This is a genomic window from Brevibacterium spongiae, from assembly GCF_026168515.1.
Taxonomy (GTDB): Bacteria; Actinomycetota; Actinomycetes; order Actinomycetales; family Brevibacteriaceae; genus Brevibacterium; species Brevibacterium spongiae.
The window spans coordinates 692,928-706,967 of the sequence record NZ_CP093443.1 but is presented as its reverse complement, the minus strand read 5'-3'; the positions used below and the strand labels follow the sequence as shown (position 1 = coordinate 706,967).

Annotated in this window: 8 protein-coding genes, 2 pseudogenes and 1 other annotated feature; of the genes and pseudogenes, 4 read left to right on the top strand and 6 right to left on the bottom strand. The window is 57.5% G+C overall.

What is annotated here, in order from left to right:
* Nucleotides 1-428 precede the first annotated feature (428 nt).
* From L1F31_RS03125 to L1F31_RS03115, 3 genes and pseudogenes are all read left to right on the top strand, one after another.
* Nucleotides 429-734 carry a transposase gene (locus tag L1F31_RS03125; protein ID WP_265418338.1) on the top strand — a complete coding sequence of 102 codons (306 nt, stop codon included), beginning with the start codon at nt 429-431 and terminating at the stop codon, nt 732-734.
* Nucleotides 695-823: a sequence feature (AL1L pseudoknot), on the top strand. It overlaps the preceding gene by 40 nt.
* A complete protein-coding gene (locus tag L1F31_RS03120) occupies nt 731-1,654 on the top strand; it encodes an IS3 family transposase (protein WP_346732468.1) in 924 nt (307 codons plus the stop codon). It overlaps the preceding feature by 93 nt. Before L1F31_RS03125 ends, L1F31_RS03120 begins: the two co-directional genes overlap by 4 nt.
* A 57-nt stretch (nt 1,655-1,711) precedes the next feature.
* Nucleotides 1,712-2,275 (top strand): annotated as a pseudogene (locus L1F31_RS03115) (IS110 family transposase); the annotation flags it as partial.
* Between the two features lie 107 nt (nt 2,276-2,382).
* Here L1F31_RS03115 and L1F31_RS03110 read toward each other — a convergent pair.
* Nucleotides 2,383-3,129, bottom strand: coding sequence for an ATP-binding protein (locus tag L1F31_RS03110; RefSeq protein WP_283255771.1), 747 nt, complete (start codon nt 3,127-3,129; stop codon nt 2,383-2,385).
* Nucleotides 3,126-4,679 carry an IS21 family transposase gene (gene istA, locus L1F31_RS03105; RefSeq protein WP_265417440.1) on the bottom strand — a complete coding sequence of 518 codons (1,554 nt, stop codon included), beginning with the start codon at nt 4,677-4,679 and terminating at the stop codon, nt 3,126-3,128. Before istA ends, L1F31_RS03110 begins: the two co-directional genes overlap by 4 nt.
* 127 nt (nt 4,680-4,806) lie before the next feature.
* Between istA and L1F31_RS03100 the strand changes: the two are divergent.
* Nucleotides 4,807-5,493, top strand: a pseudogene (locus L1F31_RS03100) (transposase); the annotation flags it as partial.
* Nucleotides 5,494-6,129: 636 nt separating this feature from the next.
* On the opposite strand, the gene L1F31_RS03095 reads toward L1F31_RS03100, so the two are convergent.
* The 4 genes from L1F31_RS03095 to glf form a co-directional block, all read right to left on the bottom strand.
* On the bottom strand, nt 6,130-7,158 hold the full coding sequence (locus L1F31_RS03095; protein ID WP_265419233.1) for a glycosyltransferase family 2 protein: 1,029 nt from the start codon (nt 7,156-7,158) through the stop codon (nt 6,130-6,132).
* A gap of 17 nt (nt 7,159-7,175) precedes the next feature.
* Nucleotides 7,176-7,826: an LbetaH domain-containing protein gene (locus L1F31_RS03090; protein WP_265419232.1), complete on the bottom strand. Its 651-nt coding sequence runs from the start codon at nt 7,824-7,826 to the stop codon at nt 7,176-7,178.
* A 4-nt stretch (nt 7,827-7,830) separates the two neighbouring features.
* Nucleotides 7,831-12,039, bottom strand: coding sequence for a glycosyltransferase family 2 protein (locus L1F31_RS03085; protein ID WP_265419231.1), 4,209 nt, complete (start codon nt 12,037-12,039; stop codon nt 7,831-7,833).
* Between the two features lie 699 nt (nt 12,040-12,738).
* On the bottom strand, nt 12,739-13,896 hold the full coding sequence (glf, locus tag L1F31_RS03080) for a UDP-galactopyranose mutase (protein WP_265420377.1): 1,158 nt from the start codon (nt 13,894-13,896) through the stop codon (nt 12,739-12,741).
* Nucleotides 13,897-14,040: the final 144 nt, after the last annotated feature.

The following is a 14,040-nucleotide window of genomic DNA, read 5'->3' as shown; positions in this document are numbered from 1 at the left end:
CGAGTGCTGCGAGTTGGGTTGCGTGGTAGGCGGATCCGCGGTGCTCGTACACGGTGAGTGTGCCCGGCCGTTTAGTCACGATTTGGACCGAGATTGCCCCCGTTACCTTTTAAGTAGCCCCACCATCCGTCAGGATAGAAGGGGTCGCTGGCCTGAGGACCCCGGCATGATCCATTCCCCCAGTCATCATGATCCGGGGGGGTGTAGTCACCGGGGTTCGAAGGCACCAGGGAAATCGCTAATAGGGGCCAGAACCATTGGCAGAACACATGCCTTGAGCCCGACCGTAACGTGGATGCCGAGCCCAGGAGCCACCCAGCACTACCGGCCAGCCGAACCGCAACAGTATCCGGTCACATGAGTCGAAGTGAATCGCCCCGGGGATAATAGAGGCAGGGAGATTGGAAGAAGGAGATTCTCTCTTGCCAGTGAAATACACCGACGAACTCAAGGCTCGTGCCGTCGAGCTCGTCTTGCATGCCCAGGCCGACCCAGACACCGCGAACGGAGCGGTCACCCGCGTCGCGAACGAACTCGGCCTGAGCAAAGAGACCCTGCGAGTCTGGGTACGTAAGCACAAAGACTCCGGCAAAGCCACACCGACTGAGTCAGTCGATCTTGAGGCCGAAAACCGCCGACTGCGGGCTGAGTTGGCTGAAGCGAAGCGGGCCAACGAGATTCTGAAGAGGGCATCGGCTTTCTTCGCGGCGGAGCTCGACCGCCCATCGAAGTGATCGTCGCCTTCATCGACGACAATCGCGACGAGTTCGGAGTCGAGCCAATCGTGCGCGCCCTGAAAGGGACTGCCGCGCGGATTGCTGTGAGCTCGTATTACGCCTACAAGAAGCGTCAACCATCAGCCCGGGCCCGCCGGGACCAGGCACTGATGGTGGTCATCCAGGATGTGTATGAGGCGAACTACTCCTGCTACGGGGTGCGGAAGATGTGGAAGGCGATCAACCGCGACTACGCTGACCAGTTCGGTCCGGTGGCCCGCTGCACGGTGGAACGGTTGATGCGCCAGCTAGGCATCGACGGAATCCGGCGGAAGCGGAAACGGCCGAAGACGGACTCAGCCCGTGCCGAGGAGTGTCCGGATGATCTCGTTGAACGTCAGTTCGCAGCACCGGCCCCGAATTGTTTGTGGGTCGCGGATATTACGTATGTTCCGACGTCTGCTGGATGGGTGTACACGACGTTCATCCTTGATGTCTTCCACCGCGAGATCGTCGGCTGGCAGGTGACGAACCATATGCGGGAGTCACTGGCCAGGGACGCACTGACAATGGCTCTCGCTGCGAAATACCGGGCCGGCGAAGACGTCTCGGGGCTCGTCCACCACAGCGACCGCGGCGTGCAATTCCGATCGATTCGCTATGGCGAAACCCTGGCGGAGTCAGAGGTCGTGGCATCTGTGGGATCGCGTGGGGACTCATACGATAACGCTATGGCCGAGGCGCTGAACTCGGTCTACAAGGCAGAACTTATCGACCGGAAAGTGTGGTCGGGGTTGATCGAGGTGATGGCGGAGACGTCGAAGTGGGTGGCCTGGTACAACCAGGAACGACTGCATTCAGCGATTGACTACCGCCCGCCGCTCGAGGTCCGTTCCGAATGGATCAACCAGTCCGCGACAGAGTCTGCGGCTGCTTAGGAAACCAAGAAAAGGAGCCTCTACGAAACCCGGGGCTTGACAAAGAAGATGAGTGACATGATCACCAACCACGCTGACATCGACGTATTCATCGGTATCGATGTCGGCAAACACAACCACCACGCTGTCGCCTTGGACCGCGACGGGAAACAGTTATTGTCGAAGGCTCTGCCGCAGAATGAAACTAAGCTGCGGACCCTGATCAGTCGACTGCGCAAACACGGCCAGCTACTCGTGATCGTCGACCAACCCGCCACCATCGGGGCGCTGCCCGTCGCGGTCGCCCAGGCCGAGGACATCCCGGTGGCTTACCTGCCGGGGTTGGCGATGCGCCGCATCGCCGACCTGCACCCGGGTGAGGCAAAGACCGATGCTCGTGATGCCGCCATCATCGCTGATGCCGCCCGCACGATGCCGCAGACGCTGCGAGGCATCCGGGTCGCTGATGAGAACGTTGCCGAGCTGTCCATGCTGTGTGGCTATGACGATGACCTGTCCAAACAGGCCACGGCGACATCGAACCGGATCAGAGGTTTGCTCACTCAGATCCACCCCGGACTGGAGACCGTGGTCGGTCCGCATTTGGATCATCCAGCGATGCTGGCGCTGTTGGCTGAGTATTTGAAGCTTTGGGGACCAGTCGATCGTGCGTTTGGGAGCCACCGATATTGCCGGTGGGGGCCAGCAGCCGGGACTATCGGGTCCACCAGCCACCCACCGACGGTTTCTCACGAATTCAGAGCAGCATGTTCACGCATGTTATGACTGCCAGTCTCGACCCAGATCGTGTTGTGCACGATTCGGTCCATGATCGCATCCGCGTGGACTCCAGACCCTAGTCGTTGATGCCAGTCCTTCTTCGCATACTGGGTACAGAACACCGTCGATGCCGTGTCGTAGCGGCGCTCGAGCAGTTCCAGCAGCATACTGCGCATAGCCTCATCGGGAGGATCGAGTAACCATTCGTCGATGACGAGGACGGTGAACGCGGCGTATTTCTTCAATAACTTCGTCGTGCCCAGCGGTTTGTCCTTTGCTAGTGCCCAGGCCTCTTCCAGATCAGGCATGCGAATGTAGTGAGCTCGGATCCGGTGCTGACAGGCTCGTTTTGCTAGAGCACATCCCAGATAGGACTTTCCCGAACCGGTGAATCCTTGGAACACGACGTTCTGGCCGCGGTCGATGAAGCCGCAGGTTCCTAGCTGCGCGATCACGTTCTGATCCAGTCCTCTCTCATCGACGCGGGACAGTTGCCGCAGGTCCGCTGCCGGGTATCGTAGTCCGGCCCGGCGGATGAGTCCTTCAACTTTGGCATGGTTGAACCTCGAGTGGGCTTCGTCGACGATCAACTGCAGGCGTTCATCGAAGCTCATTCCCATAGTCAGGTCCTCGTCCTGGGACTCGAGTGCCTCCAGCAAAGGTGTCGCACCCATCTCGCGCAGCTTGCGCTTGGTTTCTGTATCGATCGCCGTCACTGTCGGCCTCCTGCATAGTAGGAGGCTCCACGAACGTAACCGCCGTGCTCGACAGGCTGAGCCTCGTCGGCTCTGGTGTGGTCTTGCCCTGTGACCAGGATCGGGTTCACATGCGCATAGCGTGGGGACCTCACCGGACCGGCCAAAGCGATCCGGCAGGCCGCCTCGACCCTTTCAGCAGAGTAACGGCGGGCCAGCCTCAACACCGCCAGGGCCGGGTTGAGTCCTTGCTCGTCGATGGGAACAGACTCGAAAATGCGATCGATGACAACCAGTGCCGATGGACCGATCCGCTCGGCCCACCGGCGGGCTCGCGGTTTGTCCCACAGCTGGTACTTCTCGCCGACCGGCAGGTCGGCCTCATTCGTCCGATACTCATTCGCTGCCGTTACCGGTAGCAGCAGGTGCGTCGTGATCCTCTCATGGCCGGAATAGACCTCAAGACTGCGATCGGTGATTCGCAGATCAACCTTGGCGCCGATATGGGCAAACGGCACTGAATAATAGTTCCGCGCCCAACTGACATGCCCATTCCTGGCCACCCGGCGCCCGTAGACCCACCGGCTGATCTCGTAGGCAACCTGCGGCAATCGCCTCAGCAGTGGCTGCTCATCGGTGGTGAAGACGCTGAGTCTGGAACCTGGCCGCTTCTGGAAGGGCTCGGCGTTATAGGCTGCGACTCGCTCCTCGATCGCCGATGCCAGTTCCGGCAGCGAAGCAAACCGTCGGTCCCGAAGTCCCGCGATCACCCACGTGGCCACATGCCCGACAGTGTTCTCCACACTCGCCTTGTCTTTCGGTGCTCTGATCCGGCCCGGAAGCACTGCCGCCGAATAGTGGGCAGCCATTTCCCGATAAGCATCGTTGAGCACGACCTCACCATCGCGGGGATGAGCGATCACTCCGGTTTTGAGGTTGTCCGGCACGATCCTCGGCGTCGATCCGTCGAAAGCGGTGAACATTGCCACATGCGCCCGCAACCAGGAATCCTGGCTCATATCCAGACTCGGATACACGAACGCGTACCGGCTGAATGGCAGACACGCGACGAACAGATACACGGTCACAGGCTGACTCGCCCCCGACGGATACAGTCGCATCGTCGGCCCCGACCAATCGACTTCGATCGTCTGCGCGGCCTTGTGACCGACTCGGGAAGCGGCGCCAGTGACCAGCACATGACGTTGATAGGTGCGGCAGAACCGGTCGTAGCTCATCGCCGCATCACCAGCAGCAGCGCATGCATCGACATACTCGCCATGGAGGAGCTTCAGCGTCACCCCGACCCGAGCCATCTCCTTATGGATTCGTTCCCAGTCGGGTTGGGCGAACACACTGTGATGGTCGCCGCGGCCCGGGAACAACAGACTGTACACCTCACCATCGGGGCAGTCTTTGACATCATCCCAACTCAGGCCGGCAGCATTCGCGGCATCGAGGACTTGGGTGACAGACTTACGGGACATCGCCTGAGACGATGCAATAGCTCTTCCCGAGAGCCCCTCGGCCCGAAGCTGTAGAACCAGCTTCGCTCTGATCTTGCGTACCATGAATATTCTCCTTCTGCCGCGTGCCCTATACACGCGGCGGAAGGAGCTTATACGTCAGTGGCCCCCATGCACGCCATAGCTGGCCCCGAACCACACGATTATCTGATCAGGCGTCCGGCCCCCGAACCCACGATTGACGGCCCCCAATAAAGCGGATATTCAGTTGGCGAAGTACCCGACACCCAAAGCCTTACGGCATGCTGGCAAACATAGGGTCGAGACCTTGTTGCGCAAGAAGGCGCCACGGGCGTGGAAGCGGTGGGCGGCAGCGATCTTCACCGCACTCGAGGGGCAGACGGTGGTGGTGTCGGGCACCGACGCCGCCGGCCTCGTCCTCCCCCAGCTGGCGACCTCGTTAGCGCAAACGCGTGCGTCGAGGGATGAAGTGCTGGTACGTATCGAGACCCTGGTCGAGGCGCATCCGCTTTTCGAACTCCTGACGTCGATGCCGGCAGTCGGCGTCAGGACCACCGCGAGGATCCTCACCGAAGTCGTGGGTAAGGACTTCGAATCCGCCGGGCACCTGGCATCGTATGCCGGTTTGGCGCCGGTGACGTGGCGGTCAGGGACTTCGATCCGCGGGGATCATTCGTCCCGTCGCGGCAACAAGATGCTTAAACGAGCCTTGTTCTTGTCGGCGTTCGCGTCGTTGAAGGACCCGTTGTCGAAGGCGTATTACGACAAGAAGCGTGCCGAGCATAAGAAGCACAACCAGGCCCTGATCGCGTTGGCTCGCAGGCGCTGCAACGTCCTCTATGCCATGTTGCGCGATGGTGCCTACTTCCACGCACCCGAGGCGGTGACCGCTGCCTGAACCGACCAGTCACGAAGTGCCTGATCAGTCCGGGAGAAGGGTCCCGGACCGATCACCCCTGCTCTTTCGGACCCACTAGATACTCTTGAAGAAACTCGTGCCTGCCCCTTGACTTAAAACATAGGGGCACGTTACCTCAGAAGTTGCCCCAGGATAGTGTCACATCAGCACCGATCCACACATCGCTGCCAATCGAGCTGGGACCCTCCTGAGGTTGTGGCGTCGGGGCGCGAGTTGTGTTGAGCAATCCGAAGCCAGACTGGTATTAGGCAAAATAGGGTGCAAAATTCTCTCGACCAAAGCTGAACGTCGCCAAACTTGTTGTCAACGCTTCAACTGGATGACGAAAGCGGGTCAAGGACCCACCCGGCACAACGGCCACGTAGCGTCCCACTGTGGTTCCGCCGCGGAGCGGTGAAGTAACAGGCGAAAACTATCCGACCGAATGCTAGGAATCTCCGTAACTAATAGTGCTGAGGTCCTCCATGGTGGCAATCGATGCGAACTGAACAGTGTGACATTCAGTCCACCTATCCGTTGGTAGCAAGCAGCGTCCGTTCACACCAGAGCGACTCTGCGGAAAGTTGACAGACGAAGCGTTTGCACGAAAAAGGATCGACCAGTCGAAGGCAAGTTTCATTGAACCAGCTCATCAATCGCGACAGCCGATCGCAATGAACCAAGGTCGGCCCTGAGAACAGCATCCACGACCGCCTTGCGCCCCGTTCGCTCCGCCCAGCGGCGAGCATCGGCATCGCAGATAGCTCGGCGTACGTGTTCGGACCACGCCGCAAGAGCATCCTCAGCGAATGATTCATCGTGGGAGTCTGCAAGCCGCGCGGCCAGTCGGTATGGGCCGAGCGTCCTCCCCAGAACTACCTCCTGTAGCTCACGACTTTCTTCAATGCTCAAAGCAGAGCGGCAGATGATCTGGCTCATCCTGGCATAGTGATCGACCAGGATGGAAGCGAACGTATCGCCCCGCGTTGACTGGGATATATGAGGGGCTTCATCAGGCTGGGGATCAGCCTCGATGAAGTAGTCTCGATCGGACAGAGCCGCAAACCGCTCTCCGGTCGTGACGACTTGCAGGATAAATTCTGCATCCTCTCCAAGATGGACTTCCGCATCAAATAAGATACGGTTCCTCCTGAGCATGTCGGCCTCAAAGGCGCCACAGACCAGAAAAGTCCACAGAGCAAGTTGGCGGCTGATGCCTTCGTGACGAGTGGCCGGCGTTCGCATGAACGAGCGCCCTCCTCGAGAACGCCGTACAGAAACCCACTCCATTTCGGAACATCTCAAATAATCCACCAGCTCTGCCAGGGCGCCCGGCGCCAGGAGATTGTCATCATCTAGGAAGAGCACGTATTTTCCGGAAGCGGCGGCGATGATGTCATTCCGACCTGCAGAAGCGCCTCCGGATCCTTCTTCGTGGCGAAATAAGGTGAGCGGCATCGGCGAAGCGCTAACGCTCCTTTCGAGCTCGTTCCAGTATTGCTGGAAAGAATTCGACTGGGAAGCGTCGTCTACGATGACCACCTCCGCTTCCCCCCGGATGATGCCGGGTTGCTCTAGGACGCTCTCAACAGCACGCCTAAGGGAAGTGGGACGTTCGTAAGCAGTTATGCCTATGGTAATTACAGGCGCAACGGTCGATTCCATAAATCTACCTCCTCAGATCACACAAAATGGTCGTGGCGCCAGTTGACGTTCTCAGTGAGTATTTTCGCGGGAACTCCTCCAATCGCAACGTTCTCCTGCGTGAAGGCTTTGGTCACCAACGCAGCATTCCCCACGATTGAGTTGCTGGCGACTCTCGCTCCTTTCATGAATGTGACGTCAGCACCTACCCAGACATGGTCCCCGATGACGATCGGCTCCGGATGGTTCAAAATCTCGCCCGTCGTGATGTCGTACATCTGATGAAGGTCATCCGGGCGCACAGAAATCCCTTTGCTCCACAGGTTGTCTCGACCGATCGTCACCTCGGCATAGCTTGAATCGTGCAACTCGAAACGCGCTTCGTTAAGGGAAGAGCTTTCGCCTATGGAGACCTTTTTGCCGTGACCCGCACTACCGAGATTGAACGTAACGTTGCGTATGCCCCAGCGGTGAGTCTTGCCAATGATCAACGACGAGCCGTTTGAGAGCGCAGCCGCGGTGTTGATGAAGCGCGACCCTTCATGCACTTCGACCGTGTTCCCCATGCCGGCGAACCGTACCCTGAAACCTTCAACGTCTGGGTTCTCGACCTGCGTCCCATCGGCCATAACCATGAAGAAGCGGTTTGGCGCGTCCGTCGGGGGCGAACCTCCCTTGTTCTCCGTCAACCGGCTACACCTCAATTGTCTCTGCAAGCTCGGCGGCTCGCTCCCGGTAAGTAGTCTTGAGCGCCTCCGGGATGCGGTCCTCAGCCCATTCGAGCAAATGAAGGGCGAAAGCTTGCCACCGTTCGGCTACCACCCCATAGTAGGTATGAAGGTCGGAGATACGCAGATGCGTACCGCGCAGAGATTCGAGCACCGCCATGCGGCGCTCGTCATTGATGTTTGTAACCTGCGCGCGCTGAGCGAACTTCCGATGAGTGCAGACGTCGACCTCCAAGAAACTAATACTGTGCGCAGCCAGGATGCTGTGCCAATGATAAAGCACATCATTATGCACGATAGTCGGCCCGAAGAATATGTTTGCATCATGGAGCAAAGTCGTACGGATGATCCGATTCCACGGATAGTTGATAAGCCCTGCGACGAGGCCCCGTTTAGCTTCAGTCTCTTCGACCTCGGGAAGTTGCTGCCAAATCTCGGCATCAGCGTTGAACATGCCCCGCGATCGCCCCTCATCGACGTACTCGATACGATACTGAACGAAAAGCAAGTCCGATTCATCATGGTCTGCTTTCATGATTGCCTGTCGAAGCGCGTTTGCGTTGACGACATCATCAGCGTCCAGGAAGTAAGTATACCGTCCAGTACACAGCGGAATTATTGCGTTACGAGCCCGCCCGGCCCCACGGTTCTTCTGTTCGAAGACATGAACGTTTGCGAACTTTCGCTCGTATTCGCGCATGACCTCCAACGAATCATCGGTCGAACCGTCGTCGATCAGGAGTACGTCGAATGCCAGGCCCTCCAACGCGACCACCGAATTCAGAGTTTCCCGCAGTAGGTCGGCGCTGTTGTATACAGGTATGACAATCGTGAGATCGAGATCGGGATATGCCGTGCGATATCCAGCAAAATGCGAAACTGTCTTCTGGGGAACATCCGCAGTCGGCTCAATCCTTCTCGCACGATCGTATATGTCGGCCAGCCGATGCTGGATGATCCTCGCTGCAGCGGGCTGGGTCTGCCGACGCACTATCCATCGTTGTCGACTTACGTAGTCGATGAATTCCTCGAACAGAATCTCCCGGTGTTCCGCTGTGCTGGTCTTCAACGACTCTAGAATGGTGTTCGCGTGACTGGCAATTGCACCCAGCTTATATTCGAAGGCTCCCATCGTCTGTCCTTCACGTGCCATCCGGTGATAGCTGACGATCTCGTCACAAGCGACTACTCGCTCGGCGCGTGACAGAACATGCCAGTGAAGTGGGTTGTCCTCGTAGAAGTAATCTCCCTCCGGGTACAGCACGCGATGCGCTCGCACGAAGTCGCTACGATACAGTTTTCGCCACGGTACCGGTGAAAGGCGCAGCAGACTCGGATGGCTCGAAGCTGAAATCACCTGTTCCAATGGGATTTTCCGCCATCGTTCGCCGTCATAAGCGTTCGCGAAACTTCTGTCGTTCTCGTCGAAAGTGCGGAAGTCGCCGATGACCAGTTCGGCATCGTTGTTCTCGGCCAACTCCACCAACCGGCTGAATGCCGACTTCGTCACCCAGTCGTCGCTGTCGACGAAGGCGATATACTTACCCCGCGCGGCTCTTATACCCAGATTGCTCGGCACACCTGCTCCGCCTAGCGTGTTGTGATCCAGTTCGATGACACGAATTCGATCATCGAGCGCCCTATGCATATCGATGACCTGCCGACCGTTATCTGTGGATGCATCGTCGACGATTATCAGCTCGAAGTCTTCGAAGTCCTGCATAAGCACGGACTGAATCGATGTGTCCAGGTACGGTGCAACGTTGAACACCGGCATAACGATCGACAGGAAAGGCGTGCGGTTCGAAACTGCCACCTGGGATTGTTGTTTTACGATGTGAAGCACACCCGCACTGCCGGAGGACAATCTGCGAATTCGGTAGTCCTTGGAGTCACGCGTCGGGGTATCGGGTCCGAAATCGACCGGAGCCGAGACTGGTCCTACTGGAGTTTGAAATACCCCGAAGACTTTCCACCGAGAGTCGAGGATCCCTTCCACGGTTCTGATGGCAATTTGGCTAGTTCCGTCCGACTCGTCGAGCTCAAACTCGTGACGCCGAATTCGACCGTCGACCTCTCGCAGTAGATGCAATGCATTAAGTTTGACCTCGGGACCACGACTCAAGCTCAGTTCTATTTGTCCCCGGAAAATCCTCGCCGACGAGACAGCCACGTCGAGGTATCGTTCAGCAAACCCTGCACTTTCGCGCGATTCCGTTTCAGCGAAGTTCGGAAACAAGCGAAGGAGCCGGCCACTGGCGACGAGGACCCGATCCCCGGGCGTAGTCAAGACCCGCTGATGCTTGACTTTGCAGCCCTGAACGCATTCGTCGGTGTCGTGCCTACGAACGATTGAGACGAGAAGCTCTCCATCAGGGAACTGTTCTAACTGGGCCGCAGCAATCACATCATCGTCGCTGCTGACAGTAACCGGAACGTCAAGTTTTGCTTCGCCATTATCGAACCTCACCGCGACTAGCTGATGAGAGTCCGGTGCACTGATTGTCACGCGAACAGCTCCATCGTCCACGACAACGGAGTGTAATACTGGACGCTGAATCAACGGCGCGGCAGTCACCCATTCCGGATCGACCCCCATCCAGCTCTTCAACGTCTCATCCACGTCAGCTTGCGCGAAAGTCGTTGCTCGAAGGTCTCCGCCGACGATGTCCTCGACAACCACAGCTCGTTCCACGTTCAGCGACTGAACCCGCGGAGAGTGTCCTTGAACTGCAACTGCATGGCGAACGATCGCCACATCGGCTTTTACTTCGTCGCCGTCGAAGATCTGTGTGATCCTGCCTGACTGAACGAGCTCATGGAGCGCGTCTGCTATCGGGCCAGGCCGATCGGCCCCATCCGCCGAGTCTGACTGAAGCACTGCAACTCGAGCCCCTGTGGCAATTAGCGAATAGAGTTCGTCGACGACTGCCTCGATGAACTCATTGCGCCTCGGGGAACGCCGCCCATCGAGAATCAGAATCACATCGAAAGCGGTCGAAGATTGCGCGTCTTTCGTCCATCGAGCCGGCGCTGCGAAAGCTTGTCTGCCGTATCCGGACCGCAAGTATGCACTTTGTTCACCTGCGCTAATGCGGTTATGGAACTGGGAGTACGCCTCCCGGTATTCGAGCCACACCGGATCAATCCAAAGCCCCTGTTCAAAATCGTCCTGCGCATCATCAGACTCATCGATCAGAGCAAATTCCAGAGGAACTTCAGGACCTACGGCCTCAACTCGCGCGCCGGTGGCTGCTTCCAGGCGTTTTCGAAATTCGGTTCCTGCGCCCTTCCGAGCACCATCAAAGTACCCGATCTCATCGATCACAGCATCACGGCGGAACACGAGGGACGGCTCCGATACCACGAGACGTGCGCCTCGTGAGCTCACGAGTGATAGGTCGTCGCTGACTCGTGCCTTTCGGACGATATTTGCCAGTTTGCCACTGTTATCGACAAGATCGCGCACCTGAACTTCAATGCGCCGCGGGTGGGCCCAAGCGTGATCACTATGAAAAGTGATAAACGCTCCTTCTGCCACAACTATCGCATCGTTGCGACGACTGTACTGGCTTGAACTTTCGGAAGTGCGGACGACTTTGATGCGTGCATCCAGCGCGGCGATCTGTTCCAACACCGGTGAAAATTCGCCGGGTGAACCGTCAACAACAATCAGCTCCAGATTTTGGTAGGACTGTTCCACAATCGATCGAGCCGCAGTCACCGAGTTCGCCGTCGGTTGGTCTGTCGTCATAATCACAGAGACCAGCGGCCCCTCGTTGACAGGTCCGGTGGCCTCGGCCTGCAGCCGCTGAAATCCAGAGCCTCCGTCTCCGCTCAAACTGATCCGTTCCAAACCGTAGCGATAGAGAGACGGGTTCAAAGTGAGCAATGAACCTTCAAGTGTGCCGCCGAAACGCGGATGCTCCAGCTCTACCGCAAGCGCCTGTTTGCGCCATGAGCTGTCATCGAGGCGTGAAATAAGAATACGGGCAGGCTCAATCAGATCTGCATGCAGCAACCGCTCAATCAGCAGCTCATTCAGTTTCCGATCAAACTCTCCCCCTGCCAGCACTCGTGTGGAAATGAACTTCAACAGCGCTTGTTCAGACGCACGGTCAAGTTCACGGGCATGCAATAACTCAGAAAGTGCCCACAAATCCTTCAGGCTCATCCTGTCCAGCGTCTGGTCGAACGCCCGCGGCTCGTCTGCGAACCGCGCGGCGGCGGCTCTCAGACTGGCCCAATCGTGCTTTCCGTAAGTGAACCGTTCTGAGAGTAGATCGAGCGCCCAGATGGATTCGTGACATGCGCCGAAGGCCCGCATTCGCATCGTTGAGATCTTTGAGGATCGACGGGCTGAGAGGCGCTCAAAGCGCGCTCTGTCCCCTGCCACAAATTCGAGTGTCGAACTCGCCGGATCTGACGACTGTTGAGATGCCGCTGTACCCGGTGCCGAGTATGCAGGGAAGTCGGCATAGCTACCGTTACTAAGTCGAACCAGGAAGTCGTCCGAATGCATGTACGGGGATTCAGAGTTTTCGGAGATACGTTGCACCATCACAGTTTAACAGGTTGCGATCCTCGGAATTTGCAACGCATTTAGGCAAACGGATACAAGCAACTACAGTGGCGGCCAATTCTTTGTGATGTCGTTGTTTGACCATGCCCGTTCACGGCAGTAGAGACCTTCCGGAGGAACAGCGGGGCATCACACTCTGCATCCGTGTCAGGCAGGTCCGATAACGTTGGCTGAAGAAGATTGCGGAAATCGATACCTTAAAGGTGAACTCCAATTGAAGTTCCCGCACCGATACACCCGCTCAAAACGGCATTCGCGATCAGCAAAGCCGGATCTTCGGCCGCCGCCCGATCAGAGGCTGTCGACCAATTCATTCCGCCACAACGTCAGCGCCGAACCGATGGCCATGTGCATGTCCAAGTACTTGTAAGTACCGAGCCTGCCCCCGAAATACACCTTAGGTTCAGCAACGGCACGCTGACGATACGAAAGCAGGGCAGCCCTGTCGTCGGAAGTATTCACCGGATAGTACGGTTCATCATCCCTATCAGCGAAACGCGAGAACTCTCTCATGATGACGGTTTGATCGGCCGAATGTGCCGTCGCACGCTCCGGGTGGAAATGTTTGAACTCGTGGATTCTGGTGTAAGGCACATCTGCATCCGGATAGTTCATCACGGGCGTTCCTTGGAAGTCGCGAACGGGCAAAATCTCCTGCTCGAAATCCAAAGTCCGCCAGCTCAGCGCTCCTTCGCTGTAGTCGAAGTATCGGTCCACCGGCCCGGTGTAAACCACCGGGACCTGCCCGACTGCGGATTCCTTGTTCCATGGCTGCGTCGAGTCGAAGAAGTCGGTATTCAAACGAACCTCAATATTCGGATGGTCGGCCATGCGCTCGATCCAAGCAGTGTAGCCGTCAGTCGGCAGCCCTTCATATGTGTCGTTGAAGTATCGGTTGTCGTAGTTGTACCTAACAGGGAGTCGCGAAACGATGTCTCCGGGGAGCTTCTCCGGCGACGTCTGCCATTGCTTCGCTGTGTAGTGCGCGAAGAACGCTTCGAACAGTGGACGCCCAACTAGCGCAATGCCCTTTTCATAGAAGTTCCGTGCGGAAGCGACATTGTACTCGCCTGCTTGCTCCCTGATGAGTGCTCGCGCCTCATCAGGGGTGTACGCGGCATCGAAGAATTGATTAATCGTGTGGAGATTCACCGGTAGCGCAAAGACTCGACCTGCATGCGTGGAGTAGACCCTGTGGGTGTAGTTTGTAAATGTGGTAAATCTATTGACGTAATCCCACACCGCTTCATTTGACGTGTGGAAGAGATGGGCTCCATATCGATGTACCTCGATCCCTGTCGTCGGTTCGATCTCACTGTACGCGTTGCCTCCGATGTGGGAACGACGCTCAATGACAGTCACTTTTCTGCCGGCATGAGCTGCCCGCTCGGCAATAGTGAGACCGAAGAAACCAGAACCAACTACAAGAAGATCAGACATGCTGAACATCTTCTCATACCGATAGTTCGGAAGCTCTTTCACTTGAACCCGACTGATTGGGGCGCATCGCTGCATCCGTCTGCAATAGCGGCGTGATTCCCTTTGGCTGCATCACGGCGACGATCAATTCTTCACGCAAAGTTCACAATCGAG